This window comes from Agrobacterium sp. SOY23 (assembly GCF_027212525.1).
Classification (GTDB): Bacteria; Pseudomonadota; Alphaproteobacteria; order Rhizobiales; family Rhizobiaceae; genus Agrobacterium; species Agrobacterium tumefaciens_I.
Map to the genome: position 1 here is coordinate 259,226 of NZ_JAPWDT010000002.1, position 24,654 is coordinate 283,879.

The 24,654-nt window shown below is 60.2% G+C and carries 23 protein-coding genes; 19 read left to right on the forward strand and 4 right to left on the reverse strand.

From position 1 onward, the window contains the following. Positions 1-185: 185 nt before the first annotated feature. The 4 genes from rpoN to lptC all read right to left on the reverse strand — a co-directional run bounded on the left by rpoN (position 186) and on the right by lptC (position 3,945). The gene (rpoN, locus tag O3S81_RS06490; RefSeq protein WP_269341680.1) at positions 186-1,730 is read right to left on the reverse strand and encodes an RNA polymerase factor sigma-54; all 1,545 of its coding nucleotides are present in this window, start codon (positions 1,728-1,730) and stop codon (positions 186-188) included. A gap of 153 nt (positions 1,731-1,883) precedes the next feature. Beyond that, positions 1,884-2,693: an LPS export ABC transporter ATP-binding protein gene (gene lptB / locus O3S81_RS06495; RefSeq protein ID WP_269341682.1), complete on the reverse strand. Its 810-nt coding sequence runs from the start codon at positions 2,691-2,693 to the stop codon at positions 1,884-1,886. A gap of 9 nt (positions 2,694-2,702) precedes the next feature. Continuing rightward, positions 2,703-3,266: an LptA/OstA family protein gene (locus tag O3S81_RS06500; RefSeq protein WP_442864879.1), complete on the reverse strand. Its 564-nt coding sequence runs from the start codon at positions 3,264-3,266 to the stop codon at positions 2,703-2,705. A 13-nt stretch (positions 3,267-3,279) separates the two neighbouring features. Further along, positions 3,280-3,945: an LPS export ABC transporter periplasmic protein LptC gene (gene lptC, locus O3S81_RS06505; RefSeq protein WP_269341684.1), complete on the reverse strand. Its 666-nt coding sequence runs from the start codon at positions 3,943-3,945 to the stop codon at positions 3,280-3,282. Between the two features lie 235 nt (positions 3,946-4,180). On the opposite strand from lptC, the gene sppA reads away from it, so the two are divergent. The 19 genes from sppA to O3S81_RS06600 all read left to right on the forward strand — a co-directional run bounded on the left by sppA (position 4,181) and on the right by O3S81_RS06600 (position 24,531). Further along, positions 4,181-5,134 carry a signal peptide peptidase SppA gene (gene sppA, locus O3S81_RS06510; protein WP_269341686.1) on the forward strand — a complete coding sequence of 318 codons (954 nt, stop codon included), beginning with the start codon at positions 4,181-4,183 and terminating at the stop codon, positions 5,132-5,134. Positions 5,135-5,136: 2 nt separating this feature from the next. Then, positions 5,137-5,463 carry an integration host factor subunit beta gene (locus O3S81_RS06515; protein WP_219256707.1) on the forward strand — a complete coding sequence of 109 codons (327 nt, stop codon included), beginning with the start codon at positions 5,137-5,139 and terminating at the stop codon, positions 5,461-5,463. 66 nt (positions 5,464-5,529) lie between these two features. Next, complete coding sequence (locus tag O3S81_RS06520) at positions 5,530-5,871, forward strand: LapA family protein (RefSeq protein ID WP_269341688.1); 342 nt, start codon at positions 5,530-5,532, stop codon at positions 5,869-5,871. A gap of 91 nt (positions 5,872-5,962) precedes the next feature. Then, positions 5,963-7,096, forward strand: coding sequence for a class I SAM-dependent methyltransferase (locus tag O3S81_RS06525; protein WP_269341689.1), 1,134 nt, complete (start codon positions 5,963-5,965; stop codon positions 7,094-7,096). Beyond that, positions 7,093-7,953 carry a TrmH family RNA methyltransferase gene (locus O3S81_RS06530; RefSeq protein WP_269341690.1) on the forward strand — a complete coding sequence of 287 codons (861 nt, stop codon included), beginning with the start codon at positions 7,093-7,095 and terminating at the stop codon, positions 7,951-7,953. The genes O3S81_RS06525 and O3S81_RS06530 overlap by 4 nt, the downstream gene beginning before the upstream one ends. Then, a complete protein-coding gene (gene lspA, locus O3S81_RS06535) occupies positions 7,953-8,441 on the forward strand; it encodes a signal peptidase II (protein ID WP_269341691.1) in 489 nt (162 codons plus the stop codon). Before O3S81_RS06530 ends, lspA begins: the two co-directional genes overlap by 1 nt. A gap of 55 nt (positions 8,442-8,496) precedes the next feature. Then, positions 8,497-10,740, forward strand: coding sequence for a hybrid sensor histidine kinase/response regulator (locus O3S81_RS06540; RefSeq protein ID WP_269341692.1), 2,244 nt, complete (start codon positions 8,497-8,499; stop codon positions 10,738-10,740). Positions 10,741-10,834: 94 nt separating this feature from the next. Next, entirely contained in the window at positions 10,835-11,716 is an 882-nt protein-coding gene (locus tag O3S81_RS06545; RefSeq protein ID WP_269342416.1) for a GNAT family N-acetyltransferase, read from the forward strand. A 191-nt stretch (positions 11,717-11,907) separates the two neighbouring features. Next, positions 11,908-14,559: a DNA mismatch repair protein MutS gene (mutS, locus tag O3S81_RS06550; RefSeq protein ID WP_269342417.1), complete on the forward strand. Its 2,652-nt coding sequence runs from the start codon at positions 11,908-11,910 to the stop codon at positions 14,557-14,559. Between the two features lie 96 nt (positions 14,560-14,655). Continuing rightward, positions 14,656-17,484 carry a [protein-PII] uridylyltransferase gene (locus O3S81_RS06555; RefSeq protein WP_269341694.1) on the forward strand — a complete coding sequence of 943 codons (2,829 nt, stop codon included), beginning with the start codon at positions 14,656-14,658 and terminating at the stop codon, positions 17,482-17,484. Between the two features lie 7 nt (positions 17,485-17,491). Further along, positions 17,492-19,081: a murein biosynthesis integral membrane protein MurJ gene (gene murJ / locus O3S81_RS06560; protein ID WP_269341696.1), complete on the forward strand. Its 1,590-nt coding sequence runs from the start codon at positions 17,492-17,494 to the stop codon at positions 19,079-19,081. Next, positions 19,081-19,485, forward strand: coding sequence for a VOC family protein (locus O3S81_RS06565; RefSeq protein WP_269341698.1), 405 nt, complete (start codon positions 19,081-19,083; stop codon positions 19,483-19,485). The genes murJ and O3S81_RS06565 overlap by 1 nt, the downstream gene beginning before the upstream one ends. Before the next feature lie 103 nt (positions 19,486-19,588). Further along, positions 19,589-20,653 (forward strand): tryptophan--tRNA ligase, encoded by a 1,065-nt coding sequence (gene trpS / locus O3S81_RS06570; protein WP_269341700.1) that lies wholly within the window; start codon positions 19,589-19,591, stop codon positions 20,651-20,653. A gap of 114 nt (positions 20,654-20,767) precedes the next feature. Then, positions 20,768-21,259 carry a universal stress protein gene (locus O3S81_RS06575; RefSeq protein WP_003503758.1) on the forward strand — a complete coding sequence of 164 codons (492 nt, stop codon included), beginning with the start codon at positions 20,768-20,770 and terminating at the stop codon, positions 21,257-21,259. Between the two features lie 142 nt (positions 21,260-21,401). Further along, positions 21,402-21,965 (forward strand): NifU family protein, encoded by a 564-nt coding sequence (locus O3S81_RS06580; protein WP_269341703.1) that lies wholly within the window; start codon positions 21,402-21,404, stop codon positions 21,963-21,965. 16 nt (positions 21,966-21,981) lie between these two features. Further along, complete coding sequence (gene tsaB / locus O3S81_RS06585) at positions 21,982-22,650, forward strand: tRNA (adenosine(37)-N6)-threonylcarbamoyltransferase complex dimerization subunit type 1 TsaB (RefSeq protein ID WP_269341704.1); 669 nt, start codon at positions 21,982-21,984, stop codon at positions 22,648-22,650. A 68-nt stretch (positions 22,651-22,718) separates the two neighbouring features. Further along, complete coding sequence (locus O3S81_RS06590) at positions 22,719-23,213, forward strand: GNAT family N-acetyltransferase (protein ID WP_269341705.1); 495 nt, start codon at positions 22,719-22,721, stop codon at positions 23,211-23,213. Between the two features lie 64 nt (positions 23,214-23,277). Then, positions 23,278-23,706 (forward strand): Fur family transcriptional regulator, encoded by a 429-nt coding sequence (locus tag O3S81_RS06595; RefSeq protein WP_269341706.1) that lies wholly within the window; start codon positions 23,278-23,280, stop codon positions 23,704-23,706. A gap of 30 nt (positions 23,707-23,736) precedes the next feature. Beyond that, entirely contained in the window at positions 23,737-24,531 is a 795-nt protein-coding gene (locus O3S81_RS06600; RefSeq protein WP_269341707.1) for a lysophospholipid acyltransferase family protein, read from the forward strand. Positions 24,532-24,654: the final 123 nt, after the last annotated feature.

Here is a 24,654-nt window from a genome sequence, read left to right on the forward strand (position 1 = left end):
CGCGCGCGCATCCAAGCGTTTCGAAGACCTTAAAAAGTCCCCATTCGAATTTTACGCCCATGGACGGTGGAGATTATTCCGTTACAAATGACCTTGCTTACGTGTGCGGCGGGCTTCTAGCCCTTGCCGTGGCAAGAGTCAATGGTGCGGCAAAAAACCGCCATAAACGTGATCAGGTTCATTGCTCAGAAGGCGGAGAGCTTGGCTTGCGCCTTCTTTTCCCGGCGCCTCTGCACGGAGGAGGGGATGTTCATCGCCTCGCGATATTTGGCGACGGTGCGGCGGGCGATATCGATGCCGCTCTTTTTCAGATTGTCGACAATATCATCGTCGGAAAGGACTGCCTCGGCGGCCTCCTGCGCGATCATGGCCTTGATGCGGTGACGCACCGCTTCCGCCGAATGGCTGTCGCCGCCTTCCACGGCGCTGATCGAAACGCTGAAGAAATATTTCAGCTCGAACAATCCGCGCGGTGTCAGCATGTATTTCTTCGACGTCACCCGGCTGACGGTGGATTCATGCATCTTGATGGCGTCGGCCACCGTCTTGAGGTTCAGCGGGCGCAGATGGTCGACGCCGTTGACGAGGAAGGCATCCTGCTGCCGCACGATTTCGGTTGCCACCTTCATGATCGTCCGGGCGCGCTGGTCGAGGCTGCGGGTCAGCCAATGGGCCGTCTGCATGCATTCGGCCAGGAAATCCTGGTCCTCTCCGGCACGGGCCTTATGTTTTGAAACCTCCGCGAAGTAGCTCTGGTTGATGAGCACGCGCGGCAGGGTATCGGGATTGATCTCCACCAGCCAGCCGCCGGTGGAGGAGGCGCGAACGATGATGTCGGGAACGATGGTCTCCGAAACCATCGAATCGTAACCTGCGCCGGGACGGGGATTGAGCGTGCGGATTTCCGCCAGCATGTCGAGAAGGTCTTCCTCATCGACGCCGCAGAGTTTTTTCAGGGCGGCGAAATCACGTTTCGCCAGAAGCTCGAGATTGTCCACAAAAGCCCGCATGGCCGGGTCGAGCCGGTCCTTCTGGGCGAGCTGGATCGCCAGACATTCGCTCAGCGAGCGCGCAAATATGCCGGGGGGGTCAAAACCCTGAAGCGTCTTCAAAACCTGCGCCACCGCCGATGGGGCGGCCCCCAGCCGTTCGGCGACGTCATCGACGGCATCCGCCGCGATATAGCCGGTCTCGTCGAGCTGGCCGATCAGCGCGTCGGCAATCATCCGGTCCTCGGCGGCGGAGATGGCGAGCGGCAGTTGCTGATTGAGATGGTCGCCAAGGCTCTGTCGGGCCGCGACGAAGTCGTCCAGGTCGTAGCTTTCTCCCGACTCTTGGCCGGGCATGGATTTCCATTGGCTCGCCAGTTCGGGCGCATCGGCCTTTCTCGGTTCGCCATCATCGGGAAAGACGTTTTCGAAGCTGGTGTCGAGCTGCTCGCCAAGATTGGCGGCGCGGTCCCCATACCAGTCGTCGCTGTCCGGCGTCACCCTGGCGGCCGCGTCCGAAGCTTCGCCGTCGCTGAAAGTTTCCGCCTCCGCTGAAGTCTCGCCGCCCAAATCGCCATCGTTTGCCGCAATTTCCAGCAGCGGATTGCGCTCCACCTCCTGCGCGATGAACTGCGTCAGCTCAAAATGCGTCATCTGAAGCAGCTGGATGGACTGCATCAGTTGCGGTGTCATCACAAGAGACTGGTTTTGACGCAGCAAAAGGCTGGCAGACAATGCCATGGCGGACGCGAAACTCCCCTTACAGCTTCTCCATTGCCACAGTTTTCATAAATTTTGCGGAGGCGATGGAACTTGGCCCAAAAATTGCTTTTTTATCTTGTTTGGTCAAGCGTCAGGGTGGGGCGCGATGAAGAATCTTTCGCGCCCTATAGTTTAAAGGCTGAAATTATTGCCGAGATAGAGGCGGCGTACATCCGGATTGTTGACGATGTCGTCCGGACGTCCATGGGTCAGCACTTCGCCGGCATGGATGATATAGGCGCGGTCGATGAGGCCGAGCGTTTCACGGACATTATGGTCCGTCACGAGAACGCCGATGCCGCGCGCTGTCAGGTGCCGCACCAGATTCTGGATGTCGCTGACCGAAATCGGGTCGACGCCGGCGAATGGCTCGTCCAGCAGCATGAAGGTCGGATCGGTCGCGAGTGCGCGCGCGATTTCCAGACGCCGCCGCTCACCGCCCGAAAGCGCCACGGCGGGCGATTTGCGCAATTGCGCAATGTGGAACTCTTCCAGCAGCTCGTCGAGCTTGCGGTTGCGCTTGGCCGCATCGGGCTCATGCACTTCCAACACGGCGCGGATGTTTTCCTCGACCGTCAGACCGCGGAAAATCGAGGCTTCCTGCGGCAGGTAACCGACGCCGAGACGGGCGCGCCTGTACATCGGCATGGTGGTGACATCATTGCCGTTGATGGCGATCTTGCCGGTATCGACGGGCACCAGGCCCGTGATCATATAAAAACAGGTGGTTTTACCGGCGCCGTTCGGGCCGAGCAGCCCGACGGCCTCGCCACGGCGCACGACCAGCGAAACGCCGTTGACGACACGTCGCGTATTATAGGTCTTCGTCAGACCATGCGCGATCAACGTGCCCTGATAGGGGGTCTTGTCGACCGGTGAGGCCGCGCCCGCGGATCGGCTGCGCCCGCCGCCGAATATTTTTGAGATCGAAGGTATCTTCACGAGGAAAGACTACTGTTTTTTCTGGGACTTCGGATCGAGCATGATCCGGACGGGGCCGCCGCAGCTTTCAAGCTTTGCCTGCCCCGTATTCATCAGAACGGTGAGCTTGCAGCCGGTAAAGACGTTCGTGCCTTCAGACAGCACGACCTGTTTGCCGGTCAGGATGAATGTCTGCGCCGCCATGTCGAATTCGCCGTGGTCGGCCGTGGCCTTCTGCGTTTCGGAGGTCAGGTAGACATTGTTGTCGACGAAGATTTTTTCGATATTGGCGTCGCCGCTGGTCAGCGAAGAGCCTTCGCCCTTGTAATTTACCGTCATCTTGCCGGCCTGAAGCGTGGTCGTGCCCTGCACAACCTTAACATTTCCGGTGAAATAGGCCTTGCGCTCCTGATCGCGAATCTCGAGCTGATCGCTTTCGATCGCGATCGGCTGGTCGCCGGAGAGCTTGACGCCCTGCATGTTGCTGGTCGTGTTCTGTGCCACAGCCACGGTTGCAAGACACGAAAAAACAAGACCTGCGGCTGCGAGGCCAGCGGTTCTGCCGAGGGAAACGGGACGGGAAATTTGCATCATCTGGACCGGGCTCTCACTTGCCTTCATTCTTGATATTGGATGCAGCGATACGTGCCCGTACCTGCCCCGAAAATGTAATAGTCTTGCCATTATCGGCGATGTCAATCGATTGCGCAACAATCGAGCCGTCGTTTGTTTTGATCGAAACCGGCTCCTGGCTGCTCATTTTTCCGGCCTTCAGATCGACATCCGCAGACTGGAACTTCGCTTGTATGCCATTGCTGAGATTGATGTCAAAAGGGGCGGTCATCTTCAGCTTGTTGGTGGCCCGGTCGAAGATACCTTCCTTGGCGATGACCTGCGCGACGCTGTCGTTTACCGGTACTGCCGCCAGAACCTTCTCAAGCGTCATGAGGTTGGGGTTGGCGATGTCCTGCAACGCACGGTCGGCGTTCATGGAATAATCGATCCCCTTCTCGTTGCGGCCGGCAACGGCAGGTTTTTCCATCACGATCTTGCCGTCCTCTATTCTCGCGCTTTCAAGCGAGACCTCCTCGGGTGCCCAGGTCCGGATGACCGAAACGGCAATGAAGGCGAGCGAAATGATCGCCGCGCCGAGCGGCAGGATGATTTTCAGCCGTTTCACGCGCGCGGAATGCCTCAGCGCGTTGTCATAGGCGCCGTTCTGGTCATTGGGCAGCGAAAATGCTGGCGCGGGTTCGCGGAGTCTTTCGAGCATAAGAGTGGGTCCGGAATGCTTCTCGGGCGCCATTCTGGCGCACAATCGAAGCTTGTGTCTCTATCTAAATGTCTTTGGCATGAGTGCTTTGTCCTGCCAATATGGTTTTTGTCTGGAAAGGTGCAAGGGAAATGCGAATTTTATCGTAATTCTGGTTTCCTTATTGTTTCCTTGCGGCGTCGCGCTAGAAGAACCATATGGCCTGAAGCGCAAAGGCGGATGACAGAGGTTTTCGATGGATAATATGGCGATAGCGGATCGCAGGCGGTTGCGCCGCAAGCTGACTTTCTGGCGGATTGCCGCCGTTCTCCTGCTCGTTGCCGGCGCCTTCGGTCTTTACCGGTTTTTTTGGGAAGAGCCGCAGAAGAGTGAGAAGCCCCATATTGCCCGCGTCGAGGTCTCCGGCCTCATCCAGGACAATACCGAACTTCTGGAGCGGCTCGACAAGATCGCCAAGAGCGACAATGTCAAAGGGCTGATCGTGTCGATTTCCTCGCCCGGCGGCACCACCTATGGCGGCGAGCGCATCTTCAAGGCCATTCGCGGCGTCGCCGAAAAGAAGCCGGTCGTTTCCGATGTCCGCACGCTGGCGGCTTCCGCCGGCTATATGATCGCCTCCGCCGGCGATGTCATCATCGCCGGGGAAACCTCGATCACCGGCTCGATCGGTGTGATCTTCCAATATCCCCAGATCGGCCAGCTGATGGACAAGCTCGGCGTCTCGCTGCAGGAAATCAAGTCCTCGCCGATGAAGGCGGAGCCTTCGCCCTTCCATGAGGCGCCCGAAGAGGCCAAGACGATGATCCGCGCCATGGTGATGGACAGCTATGGCTGGTTCGTCGATCTGGTCGCCGATCGCCGCAAATTGCCGCGTGAGGATGTGCTGAAACTGGCGGATGGCTCGATCTTCACCGGTCGCCAGGCGCTCGCCAACAGGCTGGTCGATACGCTGGGCGGCGAAAAGGAAATTCGCAGCTATTTAGAAACCCGCGCTGTGCCGAAGGATTTGCCAATCGTCGAATGGCGCGCGCCGTCGTCCCGTTCGCCTTTTGCGCTTTTCAGTGTTGCGCAAATAGCGAAGTTTCTGGGATATGACGATTTAATACCCTTTGCGGGGCCCAGCCAGCTCGGTGCGGACAAGTTGTTTCTTGACGGTCTTGTTTCCGTTTGGCAGGTTGAGCCGCGTTAAAAATCCAATTCTTTCAGGGGGCAACCGTGATCAAGTCTGAACTGGTGCAGATCGTTGCTGCGCGTAACCCGCACCTTTATCACCGCGATGTGGAAAACATCGTCAATGCGGTGCTGGATGAAATCACCGATGCCCTGGCGGCGGGAAATCGTGTCGAGCTTCGCGGTTTCGGCGCATTTTCGGTGAAGAACCGTCCGTCCCGCTCGGGCCGGAACCCTCGCACGGGTGAATCGGTTTTCGTCGAGGAAAAATGGGTGCCCTTCTTCAAGACGGGTAAGGAACTGCGTGAGCGCCTGAACCCGGGTATGGGCGACGAAGAGGACGATTGATCGTTCTGACGCCTGGCGGACTGAAAAGGAGCCGGCGGAACACCCGCAGCGATGGAGTATTGTCGGATGTCGAAAAAAATCATCAACCTCATCATCCTGCTTCCGCTGGCGATCATCCTCGTCATCCTGTGCGTGGCCAACCGTCAGTCCGTGACGCTGGCGCTCAATCCCTTCCGACCGGAGGATGGCGTGCTGTCCTTCACCGCGCCATTTTTCGTCTTCCTGTTTCTGGCGGTCATTTCTGGTGTTCTGCTGGGGTCGGCGGCCACCTGGTTCGCCCAGGGCAAACATCGCAAACGCGCCCGTATCGAAGCGAAAGAGGCCGTCCGCTGGCACGAGGAAGCGAACCGCCAGAAAGCCGCCGCCACCGGACAGCCGCCGCATGCGGGACAGCTCCCGGCAAAGTGATGGCGCCGACATTTGTTCCGGCTCTAGGCGAGTGCCGCGTGTAATGCTATTTGCTGCGCAATAACACGCGGGCAGAAGCGGAAAGATTCCATTGAAGAAAAAAGACAGCCGGCCGGGCAATCGCGCGCGCGCCGGGAGCGAAAAAAAACAGGTTCATGCCGCAAAGCCGGCACGCCGTGCGGATGCCGCGCCGAAAAAGCGCGAGCCCGATGCGGTGCGTAGCGTGCCGAAAGCCACGCCGAAGGAAAAGGTTACCGCAGCGCCCGCCCTTGAGCAGGTGCCTCCGCGTCCCCTCAAACAGCGCACCGGAGAATTGCCCGCAGAACAGGTTCCCGTCATTCTGGAATCGAGTGGCGCGGGTGATTTTCACCTCATCGACAGCGGCAACGGCCTGAAGCTCGAACAATATGGCGATTACCGTATCGTCCGTCCGGAGGCGCAGGCTCTCTGGCAGCCTTCCGTTCCCGACCGCGTGTGGCAGAATGCCGATGCCATCTTTACCGGCGATACGGATGAAGACGGTATGGGCCGCTGGCGCTTTCCAAAGGCGGCGCTGGGCGAAACCTGGCCATTGTCCCTGCTGGGTGTTGATTTTCTTGGACGCTTCACGGCGTTTCGGCATGTCGGGGTCTTTCCGGAACAGATCGTGCATTGGGAATGGCTGAAACATGCCGTCGAGACGGCCGACCGGCCGCTGAAAGTGCTCAACCTGTTCGGTTACACCGGTGTCGCCTCGCTGGTCGCTGCGGCGGCCGGTGCTGAAGTGACCCATGTCGATGCTTCCAAGAAGGCGATTGGTTGGGCCAAGGAAAATCAGGCGCTCGCCGGGCTGGAACAGGCGCCGATCCGCTGGATCTGCGAAGACGCCATGAAGTTCATCCAGCGCGAAGAACGCCGCGGCAACAGCTATGACATCATCCTCACCGATCCGCCGAAATTCGGTCGCGGCACCCATGGTGAAGTCTGGCAATTGTTCGACCACCTGCCGCTGATGCTGGATATCTGCCGGGAAATCCTGTCGCCCAAGGCGCTTGGTCTGGTGCTGACGGCCTATTCCATTCGGGCCAGCTTCTATTCGATGCATGAGCTGATGCGCGAAATCATGCGCGGCGCCGGCGGTGTCGTCGCATCCGGCGAACTGGTCATCCGCGAGGCCGGGCTTGATGGCAAGACGCCGGGCCGGGTGCTTTCCACATCGCTGTTCAGCCGCTGGGAGCCGAAATGACGAAGGACATGCGCGAAAACACCACGCGCCGGGTTGGCCAGGTCAAGGAAGTGACGAGCCTTGCCAATCCCATCATCAAGGATATCAAGGCGCTCACCCAAAAAAAGGGCAGGGAAGAGACCGGCACCTTCATGGCTGAAGGTTTGAAGCTGGTCATCGACGCGCTCGAACTCGGCTGGACGATCAAGACGCTGGTTTACGCCAAGGCTGCCAAGGGCAAGCCGCTGGTGGAGCAGGCGGCGGTAAAGACCGTCGCATCGGGCGGTCTGGTGCTCGAAGTCAGCGAAAAGGTCATCGCCTCGATCACCCGCCGCGACAATCCACAGATGGTCGTCGGTATTTTCGAACAGAAATGGAAGCCGCTGAAGGATATCCGCCCGGAAAAGGGCGAGACCTATATCGCGCTCGACCGGGTGCGCGATCCCGGCAATCTCGGCACCATCATCCGCACGGCGGATGCGGCCGGCGCCTCGGGCGTCATTCTGGTCGGCGATTGCACTGATCCATTTTCGCTGGAGACGGTGCGCGCCACCATGGGTTCGGTCTTCGCCACGCCCGTCGCCCGCGCGTCCGTCGAGGAATTCCTCGCCTGGAAAAAATCGGCTCATGTCAGTGTCGTTGCCACACATCTTGCCGGTTCCGTGGATTATCGAAAGATCGACTATGCCGGCAAACCGGTGGTGATCCTGATGGGCAATGAACAATCCGGCCTGCCGCCGGAACTGGCCGGCAAGGCCGACCAGCTGGCCCGTATCCCCCAGCAGGGCCGCGCCGACAGCCTCAATCTCGCCATCGCAACGGCCGTCATGCTGTTTGAAGCACGGCGACATCTCCTCGAACTCGCACCGGTGACGTAATGGCCAAAGCGGCATTGTTCTCGAAATTCGCTCCGGCTTTTGCGCTGATCGTTGCCGCACTGGTGCTGGATCAGATCGTCAAGCAGCTGGTTGAGGCCTATCTGCCGCTGCAGGAGATGGTTCCGGTGGCGCCGTTTCTGGCGCTTTACCGCACCTACAATCTCGGTGTCGCCTTTTCGATGCTGGAGGACATGCACGGCTGGTTCATCGTCAGCATGCGTCTCGTCATCGTGGTCTTCGTTTTGTGGCTGTGGCGCAAGACGGCGGCGGACCGCACCTTCGCCCATCTCGGCTTTGCCTTCATTATCGCCGGTGCGGCTGGCAATCTTCTCGACCGCTTTTTTTACGGCCACGTCATCGACTATATCCTGTTTCACACGCAGACATGGTCGTTTGCCGTGTTCAATCTGGCTGACAGTTTCATAACCATCGGTGCGGCCTGCGTCATTCTCGATGAATTTCTGCACGCCCGGGCGGCCAAAAAGTAAAATTTTAGCGTTTCAGCCAAACATATCAAAACCGCTGCCGTGATAGCGGTTGTGTATGAGCGAACCGGCAAGACTTCGGCAAAAAGTTTCAGATGGCCTGGCCGCCACCGCGGCGCAGCCGGCAGACCGCGCCGACGCGACAACGCGCCGTGCGGATGAAGAACACGCCAATGATGTCCGCGTGGTTGCGCTCTATGTCGCTGTTTCCCTATCGGTGGGGGCCTTCTCCGCGACCCTGATCGCGCTTGCGGCGCCCTATGCGATCACCGCTGCGCTCGCTTCCTTTTTTGGCGCCGTGCTGCTCGGCGTCCTGTTTTATGCGCTTTTCGGCAAATCCTTCCCGCTTCCCCGCACGCTGCCCGCGGATTATTCGGATGTCCGGCTGCGGCAAACGCAAAACCGCTCGCTGATTGCGGAGATGCAGGAATCCATGGGCGATATCGTCGTGATCCGTGACATGAACCGGCGCATCGTCGAGGCGAACCGCGTCTTTCGTGAAATGACCGGCTGCGCCGCGCCCGAAGGACTGAGCTGCGAGGAGATCGGCATTGCTTTCCGCCCGGGCGACAAGGTCCATGCCTATGACGTGGAGATCGCGACGCCGTTCGGTCAGCGCATCTTCTCCTGGCACGATGTCGTGACCCGCGATCTCGCAAGCAGCCGGCTTATGATCAGCAGCATTGCGAGAGACGTGACCGAAGAGCGGCTTGCGCTGGCCGAACGGGAGGATGCCCGTCTGCGCGCCGAAAAGGCGGATGCCGAAAAGGCGAGGTTGCTCGCCACGGTCAGCCATGAAATCCGCCTGCCGCTTTCGGGCATGCTCGGCATGAACCATCTTCTGGCGCAGACGAAGCTCAACCAGGAACAGCGCAATTATCTTGACGGCATGAAACAGTCGGGCCAGTCGCTGGTGCAGCTGGTTGAGGATCTTCTCGATTATTCGACCATGGAGGCGGGGCGCTTCCGGCTCAATCCGCGCGCGGAAAACCTGCGGCGGCTGATCGAGAGCATCGTCGAGATGCTGGCCCATCGCGCCCATGAAAAAGGCATCGAGATCACCTCCTTCGTCACGCCGGATGTGCCCGATTATCTCGATTTCGATCCGGCAAGGTTGCGCCAGGTCCTGTTCAATCTCATCGGCAACGCCGTCAAATTCACGCGTGAAGGCGGGGTCGTCATCCGGGCTCGCATGGCTGACGGCGAGTTGCAGATCACCGTCGAAGATACTGGCCCCGGCATGAGCCCGGTGGAGCAGGCCCGTATCTTCGGGGAATTCGAGCAGGCCGGCCCGCTGTCGCAGCGAAGCGCGGGCACGGGTCTTGGCCTTGCCATTTCCGCCCGTATCGTGCGGGAATTCGGCGGCAGCCTCGCGGTTTCGAGTCGGAAGGGCAAGGGCAGCATTTTCAAGCTGGCATTCCGTCCGGGTGGCGCACCTGCCGCGATGGCGGATCCGGGCCGCAGGCATTGCCTGCAACATACGAATGTCCTGCTTATCGCGCCAGAGGGCGTGGCGGCGGCGGTGACGATGGAGGCAATCAAGGCTTTTGGCGGCAAATGTGTTCTCATCCACCAGGCCGAGGATCTGGAAAGGCTGAAAGCCGGACCGGCGGGCTGGGTCGCCGATCTTACCGATATCATCGTCGACCGGCGCGTTTCGCACCTGTTCAGGGACGCTCTGAAGGATTGGCCGCAACAGAATGTCCGCCGCACGCTGCTGGTCAGCCCCGAAGAGCGGGCTTCGACCATGCATGTGTCCTTCGATGCCTGGCTGATCCGGCCGCTGCGCGAAAAATCCCTGATCGATGTCCTGTGCGGCCGCCTGCGTGGCATAGAGCGGCGCGATGCCATCAATGACAATCACCCGGATGTGGGATTTTCGTCTCGGGTGGCGGAAGGGGCAAGCGGTATCGAAATACTCGTGGCCGAAGACGATGCCGTCAATCAGCGCATCATCCGCGCCGTTCTGGAAAAAAGCGGTTACCTCGTCCGCACGGTCGAAGAGTTCGGGGCCTTGCGGCAATCGCTGACGCCCGGTGTGTCCCGTCTGCCTGCTCTCATCGTCTCCGATCTGAATATGCCGGGTGGCGAAGGGCTCGATGTGCTGCCGGATATTCTCAATACGCTGAAGGGCGAGAGAAATATTCCCCTCATCGTGCTCAGTGGCGACACGGGTCACGAGGCGGTCGAAATTTTGCTGAAGGCCGGCGCGGGCGCGGTTTTGGCCAAGCCTGCGGACCCACGGCGGCTGGTTGAGGAAATCCGCCGCCTGCTAGAGGCGAAACGCCTTTCATCATCATAGCTTGACGGGCTGGCCCTGGCGTCATTTTGTCACTATTCTGTCGTCAATTAGTGATTTATGACAGGAAAATTCTTTGGTGGCGGAGCGATTCCCCATGGTTGCCGAAATCCTCAATCACGACATTTGTGAAAACAATGTCGTCATTACTCCTCGTCCCGAGACCGCTCAGGACAATGAGGGTCTTTTCGGTCGTATAGGCACGCTGGAAACACGGCTGGCCAGAACCGAACGCGAAATCGATGCCGCGCAATCCGTGCGTTATCGGGTTTTCGTCGAGGAAATGAAAGCGCGCCTTCCCGCTGACGCGATGCGCCGCAAGCGCGACTTCGACGCGTGGGACAGCGTCTGCGATCATCTGCTCGTGCTCGACAAGGCGATCGAAGGCGACAGCGAAGATCAGATCGTCGGCACCTACCGTCTGCTGCGGCAGGAAACGGCGCTCGCCAATAATGGTTTTTATTCCGCCAGCGAGTTCGATATCGCCGGGCTCGTCGCGCGCCATCCGGGCAAGCGCTTCATGGAGCTTGGCCGTTCCTGCGTGCTGCCGGAATATCGCACCAAGCGTACGGTCGAGCTTCTGTGGCAGGGCAATTGGGCCTATGCCGCGAAACACCGCATGGACGCCATGATCGGCTGCGCCTCCTTCCCCGGCGTCCAGCCGGAAGCACATGCGCTGGCGCTCTCCTTCCTGCACCATAATTGCCTTGCAAAGGGTGAGTGGGAAGCGGTCGCTCTGCCCGAACTCTACCATGAGATGGACCTCGTGCCAGCCGAGGCGCTCAACGCCCGCAAGGCGCTGAACGCCATGCCGCCGCTGATCAAGGGTTATATGCGCCTTGGCGCCATGTTCGGCTCCGGCGCGGTCGTGGACCATGCCTTTAACACGACGGACGTTCTGGTGGTCCTGCCCGTAGCCTCGATCGCCGGCCGCTATATCAGCTATTATGGCGGCGAGGCCGAGCGCATCAACGGCTGAGCGGATTTTGATCGGGGCCTATCGGGATGTTCCTGTGGGCAGTGGCCCGGTGCGTGTTGTGCTGGGGCGGCCATTGCCGCTAGTGTCGGCGCTCCTTTTCCGCAACACGATATGACATCGGCAGGCCATTGACGGACGTTCTGACAACCGCTTCCCTGATCTCGGAAGAGAGCCGCGCGACGGCCACTCCGATGATGGAGCAATATATCGAGATCAAGGCGAACAATCCCGGTTCGCTGCTGTTCTACCGCATGGGCGATTTTTACGAATTGTTCTTTGACGATGCGGTCGAAGCCTCCCGCGCTTTGGGTATCACGCTGACGAAACGCGGGCAGCATATGGGGCACGATATTCCCATGTGCGGCGTTCCCGTTCATGCGGCGGATGATTATCTGCAAAAACTCATCCTGCGCGGCTATCGTGTCGCCGTCTGCGAGCAGGTCGAAGACCCGGCGGAGGCTAAGAAGCGCGGATCGAAATCCGTGGTCAAGCGCGATGTGGTGCGGCTCGTCACGCCCGGCACGCTGACCGAAGAAAAGCTGCTGTCGCCGACGGAATCCAACTATCTGATGGCGCTTGCCCGTATTCGCGGCAGCGCCGAGGCGCAGTTCGCGCTTGCCTGGATCGATATTTCCACCGGCGTCTTCCGTCTGGCGGAAACCACGCTGACGCGGCTTCTCGCCGATATCTGGCGCATCGATCCGCGTGAGCTGATCGTTGCAGACAGCCTGTTCCACGACGAGGAATTGCGGCCGGTTTTCGATGTGCTGGGCCGCGTCGCGGTGCCGCAACCGGCCATTCTTTTTGACAGCGCCACGGCGGAAGGACGTATTGCCCGTTACTTCAACGTCTCGACGCTGGATGGTTTTGGCACGTTTTCGCGGGTGGAAATGGCCGCTGCCGCGGCGGCCGTGGCCTATGTCGAAAAGACCCAGATTGCCGAACGCCCGCCGCTCGGCGCGCCGGAGCGGGAAAGTGCGGCCTCCACGCTTTTCATAGATCCCGCCACCCGCGCCAATCTGGAGCTGGTAAAGACGCTGTCGGGCGAAAGGGATGGATCGCTGCTGCACGCGCTTAACCGCACGGTCACGGGCGGTGGCGCGCGGCTTCTGGCCGAGCGGCTGATGTCGCCCTTGACCGATCCCGAAAAGGTCAATGCCCGCCTCGATGCCGTGGCCTATCTCATCGATGACGTCGCCCTCTGCGATGGCCTGCGCGATGCGCTGAAACATGTCGCCGATATGCCGCGTGCGCTTTCGCGTCTCGCGCTGGAGCGCGGCGGGCCGCGCGATCTTGGTGCCATCCGGCAGGGGTTGGTTTCGGCCGAAAAAATTGCGATCATTCTCGATGGCGGGCTGCTGCCGGAGGAACTGGCGGCGGCGCTTTCGGATTTGAAAGCCCTGCCTAGCGGGCTGGAAGCCATGCTCGGCTCGATGCTGGCCGACGATCTGCCGCTTCTGAAACGCGACGGCGGTTTCCTGCGCGAGGGTGCCAATCCCGAACTCGACGAGGTGCGGGCGCTGCGCGACCAGTCTCGCCGGGTGATCGCCGGGCTGCAGCTGCAATATGCCGATGAGACCGGCATCAAATCGCTCAAGATCAAGCACAACAACGTGCTGGGCTATTTCATCGAGGTGACGGCGGGCAATGCGGATGTGATGATGGCAACGGATGAGGCCAAGGCGCGTTTCATCCACCGTCAGACCATGGCGGGCGCCATGCGCTTCACCACCACCGAGCTTGCCGATCTCGAAAGCCGCATCGCCAATGCCGCGGCTGAGGCTCTGACCATGGAGCTGGAGGCCTTCGAGCGTATGGTCAAGGCCGTGGTGCAGCAGGCGGAGGCGATCAAGGCCGGCGCGCTGGCGCTTGCGGTGATCGATGTCGCCTCGAGCCTTGCTTATCTCGCCACCGAACAGGCCTATTGCCGCCCGATCGTCGATGCCTCCATGACCTTCGCGATCACAGGCGGACGCCATCCGGTGGTGGAGCAGGCGCTGCGGCGGCAATCCGCCGGGCCGTTCATCGCCAATAATTGCGATCTGTCGGCAAGCGATGGTGGCAAGAACGGTGCGATCTGGCTGCTCACCGGTCCCAACATGGGCGGTAAATCGACCTTCCTGCGCCAGAATGCGCTGATCGCCATTCTCGCGCAGATTGGCTCCTTCGTTCCGGCGGAAGCCGCCCATATCGGTGTCGTTGACCGGCTGTTTTCCCGTGTCGGCGCCTCCGACGATCTGGCGCGCGGCCGCTCGACCTTCATGGTGGAAATGGTGGAAACCGCCGCCATTCTCAATCAGGCGACGGATCGCTCGCTGGTCATTCTGGACGAGATCGGGCGTGGGACTGCGACTTTCGACGGGCTTTCGATCGCCTGGGCGGCGGTGGAACATCTGCACGAGGTCAATCGTTGCAGGGGCCTCTTCGCCACCCATTTCCATGAGCTGACGGTCTTGTCGGAAAAACTCGGCCGCCTTTCCAATGCCACGATGCGGGTGAAGGAATGGGAAGGCGATGTCATCTTCCTGCACGAAGTTGGACCGGGCGCTGCGGACCGTTCTTACGGTATTCAAGTCGCACGGCTTGCCGGACTGCCGGCATCAGTGGTGGAGCGTGCCCGTGAGGTACTGACGAAGCTCGAAGATGCCGACCGCAAGAACCCGGCCAGCCAGCTGATCGACGATCTGCCGCTGTTCCAGATTGCCGTGCGCCGCGAGGAAACCCGCAAGGCCAGGCCATCGAAGGTGGAGGAGGCTTTGAAGAGCTTCAACCCGGACGAAATGACGCCGCGTGAGGCATTGGACGCGCTCTATGCCTTGAAGAAAGAACTTGGCAAGGCTTGAAGGGATAGAGTGCCTGTCCATCGCCTTTAAAACTCGCTATAGGACACTCCCATCGCAAGCGGTGGGGTCTCCCACAGGACATGGATACCGGCATAGATGGCCATCAAGGACCTGGATTTTTCCGACATTCTCGATGTCTCGGCGCTGAAGCGCGACTGCGACGTCATCTTCAAGGAAGACGGCAAGCGCATCACCGATATCAGGTCCGACCTGCTGCCGCTCTTCCGCAAGGCCAGCACGGAAGGCCGGGAAAAGGCGCGGGAACTGCTGAAAACCGATGGCAGCGGCATTGATTGCGCCCGGCGCATCTCCTGGCTTCAGGACCGTCTGATCGAGACGCTTTATGATCTCACCTGCCAATATGTCTATCCGAAGGATGCGACCCAGATCGCGGTTGCAGCTGTCGGCGGGTACGGTCGCGGCACGCTGGCGCCGGGATCGGATATCGACCTCCTGTTCCTGCTGCCGGCCAAGAACACGCCTGACATGCACAAGGCCGTGGAGTTCGTGCTTTATCTGCTCTGGGACCTCGGCTTCAAGGTTGGCCATGCCACCCGCACGGTGGATGAATCTATCCGCCTCTCCAAATCCGATATGACGATCCGCACCGCCATTCTGGAAGTGCGGGCGATCTGCGGCAAAAAATCCCTGACTGACGACCTCGAAAAGCGCTTCGAGTCGGAAGTCGTCACCGGCACCGGCCCGGAATTCATCGCCGCCAAGCTCGCCGAGCGCGACCAGCGCCACCGCAAGGCGGGCGATACGCGTTATCTGGTGGAGCCGAATGTCAAGGAAGGCAAGGGCGGGTTGCGCGACCTGCACACGCTGTTCTGGATTGCCAAATATTATTACCACGTTCGCGACACGGCCGATCTGGTCAAGCTCGGCGTTTTGTCGAGATCGGAACTGAAGCTGTTCGAGAAGGCCGATGATTTTCTCTGGGCTGTACGCTGCCAGATGCATTTCATCACCGGCAAGGCCGAAGAACGCCTTTCCTTCGATATTCAGCGTGAAATCGCCGATGCGCTGAACTATCAGCCGCGCCCGGGCCTCTCCGCCGTCGAACGTTTCATGAAGCACTATTTCCTCGTGGCGAAGGACGTCGGTGATCTGACGCGCATCGTCTGCGCGGCACTTGAGGACCGTCAGGCGAAGGATGTGCCGGGCCTTTCCGGTGTCCTGAGCCGCTTCGCCCACCGTGTTCGCAAGATTCCGGGCTCTGTGGAATTCGTCGAGGATCGGGGACGCATTGCGCTCGCCAAACCCGATGTCTTCAAGAACGACCCGGTCAATCTGATCCGGCTCTTCCACATCGCCGATATCAACAATCTCGAACTGCATCCGGATGCGCTGCGCGTCGTCACCCGCTCGCTGTCGCTCATCAATGACGAGCTTCGGGAAAATGAGGAAGCAAACCGGCTTTTCCTGTCGATCCTCACCTCCCGGCGTGATCCGGCGCTGACGCTGAGGCGCATGAATGAAGCCGGCGTGCTGGGCAAGTTCATCCCCGAATTCGGCAAGATCGTCGCGATGATGCAGTTCAACATGTATCATCACTATACGGTGGATGAACACCTGATCCGTTCTGTTGGCGTTCTGTCGGAAGTGGACAAGGGAACGGCTGTCGATGCCCATCCGCTCGCCAATCAGCTGATGCCCAGCGTCGAGGAACGCGAGGCGCTTTATGTCGCCGTGCTTCTGCACGATGTGGCGAAGGGCCGGCAGGAGGATCATTCGATTGCCGGCGCGCGCGTCGCGCGCAAGCTTTGCCAGCGTTTCCGCCTGACCGGCAAGCAGACCGAAACGGTCGTCTGGCTGATTGAGCAGCACCTGCTGATGTCCATGGTCGCCCAGACGCGCGACCTGCACGACCGCAAGACCATCACCGACTTCGCCGACAAGGTGCAGTCCATGGAGCGGCTGAAGATGCTGCTCATCCTGACGGTCTGCGATATCCGCGCCGTTGGTCCCGGCGTGTGGAACGGTTGGAAGGGGCAGTTGCTGCGTTCGCTTTATTACGAGACCGAGTTGCTGCTCTCCGGCGGCTTCTCGGAAGTCTCCCGCAAGGAACGTGCGCAGATCGCCCGGCAGGCGCTCTACGATGCTCTTGATGACTGGGGCCAGAAGGCGCGGCGCAAATATACCAAGCTGCACTACGAGCCCTATCTGCTGACGGTGGCGCTGGAGGATCAGGTGCGCCACACCCGCTTCATCCGCGAGGCGGACAAGCAGGAAAAAGCACTGTCGACCATGGTGCGCACCCATTCTTTCCACGCCATCACCGAAATCACGGTATTGGCGCCGGACCATCCGCGCCTGCTGTCTATCATCACCGGCGCCTGTGCGGCGGCTGGCGCAAACATTGCCGATGCGCAGATTTTCACCACCTCCGACGGGCGGGCGCTCGATACGATCCTCATCAACCGCGAATTCCCGATCGACGAAGACGAGATGCGACGCGGCAACAATGTCGGCAAGCTCATTGAAGAGGTCCTGTCGGGCCGCCAGCGCCTGCCGGAAATGATCGCCACGCGCACCAAGAGCCGGAAGAAAAAGAGCGCCTTCACCATTCCGCCTTCCGTCACCATCTCGAATGGTCTGTCGAACAAGTTCACCGTCATCGAGGTCGAATGCCTCGACCGGCCGGGGCTTCTGGCGGATATGACGGCGGTCATTGCCGACCTGTCGCTCGATATTCACTCCGCCCGCATCACCACCTTCGGCGAAAAGGTCATCGACACCTTCTATGTCACGGACCTCTTCGGGCAGAAGGTGACGAATGACAACCGGCAGGCCAGCATCGCCACGCGCCTGAAGGCGGTGATGAGCGAGCAGGAAGATGAATTGCGCGACCGCATGCCGAACGGCATCATCGCCCACCCAGACGTGGCGGCCCTGCCGGCCGCCCGCACGGCAAAGGCTTGAAGCGCCCATGAGTCTGATCGGCAAGTTCGCCACCGTCGGCACCGCCACGCTCGGCAGCCGCATTTTCGGTTTTCTGCGCGAAACCCTGATGGCCGCCGCCGTCGGTACCGGCCCGGTGGCCGATGCCTTCAACGCCGCGTTCCGTTTCCCCAATACCTTCCGGCGGCTCTTTGCCGAAGGCGCCTTCAACTCGGCCTTCGTGCCGCTTTTCGCCAAGGAGATAGAGGCGAACGGTATGGAGGGTGCGAGACGTTTTTCCGAGGAAGTCTTCGGCGTTCTCTTCACCGTGCTTCTGGCGCTGACGATCGTGATGGAGCTGTCGATGCCCTTCATCGTTCGCACGATCATCGCGCCGGGCTTCGTCGATGATCCGGTGAAGTTCGAAAACACCATCCATCTCGCCACCATCATGTTCCCCTATCTCGCCTGCATGTCGCTGGCGGCGATGATGGGCGGCATGCTGAATTCGCTGCACCGTTATTTCGCGGCGGCGATTGCGCCGGTTTTCTTAAACATCATCCTCATCGGCGTGCTCGCGCTTGCCTGGTGGAAGAATTACGACCCCCTTCAGGTGGGTTACGCACTCTCCTGGGGTGTGATGGCGGCGGGGCTGGTGCAGCTCGCGATCGTCTGGATCGCCGTGCGTAATGCCGGCATGCGGATCGGTTTCCGCAGGCCGCGGCTGACCAAGAACGTGCAACGGCTTCTGGTGCTTGCCCTGCCTGCCGCGATCACTGGCGGCATCACGCAGATCAACCTTCTGATCAACACCAATATTGCGTCTGCCGGCGAGGGCGTGATCTCTTCGCTTGCCTATGCGGACCGGATTTATCAATTGCCTCTCGGCGTCGTCGGTATTGCGGTCGCCACCGTGCTTCTGCCGGAACTGGCGCGGGCTTTGCGCGGCGGTCATATGGTCGAGGCAGGCAGTCTTCAAAATCGCTCGGTCGAATTCGTATTGTTCCTGACCTTGCCCGCTGCCGCTGCCCTCCTGGTCATGGCGGAGCCCATCGTGCGTTTTCTCTACGAGCGCGGCAATTTCTCGCCTTCAGCCACCATCACCGTCGCGCAAATCCTCGGTATCTATGGCTTGGGTCTGCCGGCTTTCGTGCTGATCAAGGCCTTCATTCCGGGCTTTTTCGCCCGCGAGGACACCCGCACACCGATGATTTTTGCGGCGATTTCCGTAGTGGTGAATGTCTCCCTGGCGCTGACGCTGTTTCCGCGTCTCGGCGGCCCGGGCATCGCCATCGCTGAAATCACCGCCGGCTGGGTCAATGCCGCCCTGCTGTTCGGCATGCTTTTGTGGCGCGGTCACTGGCATGTGGATATTCCGCTGCTGACCCGCATTCCGCGGTTGCTTCTGGCTGCGGCTTTGATGGCCGTTTTTGTGCATTATGCGCTGACCTATCTGAGTTTCGAGCTCTCCTCCGCCTCATCCATCTTCGTCCGGGCCGGCACCATCATGGGCCTCGTCTTTGCGGCCATGCTGGTCTATTTCGTGCTGGCTTTCGTTTCGGGCGGTGCCGATATCGGCATGGTCAAGAGAGCCATCCGCAAGCGCGGTAAAAAGACCGCCGAAACGGAGGCGGGCTGATGTCCTTTGCTGCAAACCGCCGCATCGCACTGGTCACGCTTGTCGTGGGTGACTACGACCGGGCAAAGGCATTTTATTGCGATGTTCTCGGCTTCGAATGCCTCTCCGATCAGCCGCTTGGTGATGGCAAAAGGTGGCTTGTGGTCAAGCCGCAAGGCGCGGAGGGTGGTGCCCTTTTGCTTGCCGAGGCGGATGGCGAAGCGCAACGGCTTGCTATCGGCAACCAGACCGGCGGACGTGTCGGATTTTTCCTGCATACCGACGATTTTGCCCGCGACTATGAAACCATGATTGCGCGCGGCGTGCGCTTTCTGGAAGAGCCGCGCCATGAGGTTTACGGTTCCGTCGTGGTCTTTGCCGACCCTTATGGAAATCGCTGGGATCTTCTTCAGCCGCGCGGCTGACAGGCCCTGAAACCGCTTGATTGCTAGGGGCTGCGGGTGCATAAGCGCGCGTGCAATTCCAATCACGGGGCGGGGCCCTCCACAAGCCTTTTCGAGGACGACAATGAACGCATTCAAGCCGCTGGTTTTCTCGGGTGTCCAGCCGACCGGCAATCTGCATCTCGGCAATTATCTCGGCGCGATCCGCAAATTCGTGGCACTGCAGGAAGAGAATGACTGCATCTATTGCGTCGTCGACATGCATGCCATCACCGCCCAGCTCGTTCATACGGACCTGAAGGCGCAAACCCGCTCGATCGCGGCCGCCTTCATCGCCGCCGGCATCGATCCCGTGAAGCATATCGTCTTCAACCAGTCGGCCGTGCCGCAGCATGCGGAACTGGCATGGGTGTTCAACTGCGTGGCGCGCATCGGCTGGATGGAGCGCATGACGCAGTTCAAGGACAAGTCCGGCAAGAATGCCGAACAGGTGTCGCTCGGCCTGCTTGCCTATCCGAGCCTGATGGCTGCCGACATCCTTGTTTACCGCGCCACCCACGTTCCCGTGGGCGACGACCAGAAGCAGCACCTCGAACTCGCCCGCGATATCGCCCAGAAATTCAACATCGATTTCGGCGATCATATCCGCAAGGCTGGTCTCGGGCTCGACATCACGGTGGGCGATGAGCCGGTGCACGCCTATTTCCCGATGGTGGAGCCGCTGATCGGTGGTCCGGCCCCGCGCGTCATGTCGCTGAAGGATGGCACCAAGAAGATGTCGAAGTCCGATCCTTCCGATCTGTCGCGCATCAACCTGATGGATGATGTCGACGCGATCTCGAAGAAGATCAAGAAGGCGAAGACCGATCCGGACGCGCTGCCGAGCGAAGTGGAAGGCCTGAAGGGCCGTCCCGAGGCGGAAAACCTCGTCGGCATCTATGCCGCCCTCTCCGACAGGACCAAGGCTGACGTTCTTTCGGAATTCGGCGGCCAGCAGTTCTCCACCTTCAAGCCCGCCCTGGTCGAGCTTGCCGTCAATGTGCTGGCGCCGGTCAACAACGAGATGCGCCGTCTTCTCGATGACCCGACCCACATCGATGCCATCCTCAAGCAGGGTGGCGAGCGGGCGCGCGCCATTGCCGAAAAGACGATGAACGAGGTGCGCGATATCATCGGCTTCCTGCGCTGACAGGTCGCTGCCACGCGAATGCGGCGGGCGGTTTGCGCCTGCTGTGATTTGATATAATCTCCGCCCGAACCGTCGGGCGGTTTTTCGGATCACGGCGGATTGAGGGAGTGCGGAATGGTTTCAAAACGGCTGTCGCGTCTGGAAGGACATCGCCGCAAGTTTCTCGCTGTTATCGATGACACACCGGAATGCGAAAGGGCCGTGCACTATGCCGGTCGTCGCGCCAAGAATTCCAATGGCGGACTGGTGCTGCTTTACATGATCCCGGAAGGGGATTTCCAGCAATGGCTGGGTGTAGAGCAGATCATGCGGGCCGAGGCGCGTGAGGAGGCGGAAGCCACGCTCGCCAAGATCGCCCAGAAGGTACGTGAAACAATCGGAATCGAGCCGGAAGCAGTCATTCGCGAAGGCAGCGCCACTGAGCAGATTCATGGGTTGATCGAAGAAGACCGCGATATCGCCATTCTCGTGCTGGCGGCCGGATCGACGAAAGAAGGGCCAGGGCCGCTGGTCTCCTCCATCGCCGGACGCGGTGCGGCCTTCCCGATCCCGGTCACCGTCTTGCCGGATACGCTGTCGGACGAGGAAATCGACGCGCTCTGCTGATCCGGTTTCGGACAGGATCTGAGGGCTGACGATTTCTTGAATGTAATTATCATGTCAGGGCTTGAAGTGAAGCTTCGCCGGGCGTACTTTTGGAAGAATTCTAAATTACGGGGCGTGAACCGCGACCTCGAAGGAGACGACGATGTTCATTCAGACGGAAGCCACGCCCAACCCCGCCACGCTGAAGTTCCTGCCGGGCAAGGTGGTGCTGGAAAGCGGCACAGCGGAGTTCCTCAATGCTTCGCAGGCGCAGGCTTCGCCCTTGGCAGAACGCCTCTTCACGATTCCGGGTGTCACCGGGGTTTATTTCGGTTTCGATTTCATCACCGTCACCAAGGATGATGCGGAATGGCAGCATCTGAAGCCTGCCATCCTCGGTTCGATCATGGAACACTTCATGTCCGGCCGGCCGATCATGGGAACCGCGATTGCCGCGGAAGTCTCGGACGAAGAAGGCGAATTCTTCGAAGAGGGGGACGAAACCATCGTCGCCACTATCAAGGAATTGCTGGAAACCCGCGTCCGCCCGGCCGTGGCGCAGGATGGCGGCGATATCACCTTCCGCGGTTTTCGTGATGGCACCGTGTTCCTGAACATGAAGGGCGCCTGCTCGGGTTGCCCGTCTTCCACCGCCACGCTAAAGCACGGCGTCCAGAACCTGCTTCGCCATTTCGTGCCGGAAGTGCGCGAAGTCGAAGCGGTTTGATGCTGTAAGTCAGGCCATGATTGTTCTCGCACTCGACACGTCAGGCGTAGATTGCTCCGCCTGCATTTATGACCGCGCCTCTGACAGGGTGCTCGGCGAGGTCTGCGAAACGATCGGCAAGGGCCATGCCGAAAGGCTGATGGCCGTGATCGACGGTGCGCTGCAGCAGGCACAATTGCCGCTCCAGAAGGTCGAGCGCATCGCAGTGACCATCGGTCCGGGGTCCTTCACGGGCATTCGGGTCGGTGTTGCCGCTGCGCGCGGTTTTGCCCTGTCACTCGGCGTCGAGGCCGTCGGCGTTACCACGCTCGAGACGCTCGCCTTGCATTATTTGCTCGAAAATCCCGATCGGCGGGTGGCCGTGGGGCTCGATGCCAAACGTGGCGAAACCTATCTCCAGACATTCGGTGCGGATGGATCGCCGCTCAACGAGGCGGCGCTTCTGTCTCTGGATGATGCCAAAGGTGTTCTTTCCGGTTTTAATGGTGCCATCATCGGTTCCGCCGCGCCGCTGTTTGCCGGAGAGGAGAGCGGGTCCGGGCCGGATCATTTCCCGATTGCCTCCGTCGCCCGCGCTGGTGTGCGCAAGCCGGCAGGCCAGCCCAAACCGGCGCCGCTTTATCTGCGCGGACCGGATGCCCGGCCACAGACCGGTTTTGCGCTGGCACGCCAGGACGTTGCCTGATACGGCAGGCATGAGTGCCTGCCACTGATTCCCGTGATGCCTGATATTTGCGATACCCGATACCTGCGATGTTTGACGATTACCTGAGCTGGAAACCCTATTTCGAGATCGTTCCGATGCAGCATGAAGATTGCGCCGCGGTGGCGGACTTGCATGCCTTGCGCTTTCCACGCCCGTGGAATGACGGGGAGTTTTCGGGCCTGCTCACTCAAGGGGCGGTTTTTGGTGCCGTCGCCCGCCAGACCAACGCATTTTTCAGCAAGCCGCTCGGCGGTTTCGTGCTGGCGCGGGAAGTGGCCGGCGAAGCGGAAATCCTCACCGTTGCCGTGGCCGACAAATTCTCACGCGCCGGTCTCGGCTGGCGCCTGATGCAGTCGGCCATTCGCGAGGCGATGATGCGCGGCGCCGAAACCATGTTCCTCGAGGTGGACAATAACAACGCCTCTGCGCTGGGACTTTACAGGAAGCTCGGCTTCAAGACGGTTGCGGAGCGCAAGGCCTATTACACCGCCAAGGATGGAACCAAGTCGACGGCGCTTGTCATGCGCCGCGATCTTCGCTAGTTCCCTGCGATAGGCATTTTTTCGGCGAAAGCCGCAAACCGGAATTCTCAAAAGGCCAGAAGACGTGACAGACCTTTCGAAAACGCTGGAGGAGCTTTGTGCCGAGCGCGGCATGCGGATGACCGACCAACGCCGTGTCATCGCCCGCGTCCTTCAGGAATCAGCCGATCATCCCGATGTCGAGGAGCTTTATCGCCGTTCCTCCGTCGTGGATCCGCGCATCTCGATTTCCACCGTCTACAGGACGGTGAAGCTGTTCGAGGACGCCGGTATCATCGAACGGCACGATTTTCGCGATGGCCGCTCGCGGTATGAGACCGTGCCCGAGGAACATCACGATCACCTGATCGATCTGAAGAACGGCGTGGTCATCGAGTTCCATTCGGCCGAGATCGAGGCGCTTCAGGAAAAGATCGCCCGCGAACATGGCTTCAAGCTCGTGGATCACCGGCTGGAACTTTACGGCGTGCCGTTGAAACCCGACGAGCGCTGAGACACCGGTGAACAAGCGGGTGTTTCTCCCATGATGTGGCTCCGGACAGCCTATATTGCGATCGTTCTTCTGATCGTGACGCTCATATTGCTGCCGCTGCAACTCCTGGGTCTCGCCTTCGACTGGCGGCTGCGCCGCCGCATTCCGCGCATCTGGCATCGTATCGCCTGTCACGTTCTCGGCATCCGCGTGCATGTGCATGGGGATGTGGAGCGGGCAAAACCGCTGATGCTGGCGGTCAACCACGCCTCGTGGAAAGATATCCTCGTTTTGGGCAGCATTGCCGACGTGGTGTTCATCGCCAAGACCGAGGTGCGCGACTGGCCGGTTTTCGGCTGGCTCGCCCGGCTGCAGAAAAGCATCTTCGTTCAGCGCGAACAGAAGCGCAGCACGGGCGCGCAGGTAAGCGAAATCGCCAGCCGCATGGCCGACGGCGAGATCGTCGTCCTTTTCCCGGAAGGCACCACTTCGGACGGCAACCGCATGCTGGCCGTCAAATCCTCCCTGTTCGGTGCCGCCTCCACCGCCGCTGAGCAGGTTCCGGGCAAGCTGGTTTACGTGCAGCCGGTCGCCGTCGCCTATACGCGGGTGCAGGGCATGGCGATGGGGCGTTACCACCGGATCATTGCCGCTTGGCCGGGCAGCATCACGCTGGTGCCGCATCTGCTGGGCGTCATCAAGGCGGGCGCCATCGACGTCGACGTCACGTTTGGCGAAAGCGTTCCGTTTCACAGCGCCGATAACCGCAAACGCCTCGCGACCGATATTGCCGCTGCCATACGCTCGATGCTGGCCTTCAGCCTGCGCGGCGGCTGGCGGAAATAGAGCATCGGACCGAAAAGTGTGCGCGGTTTTCGGGAAATCCGATGCGTAAGCTAAACTCAAGAGCAACGGAATTACTCCGTTGCTCTGGCATCCTCGCTTTTCCGGCATTTTTCTGTTTAATCT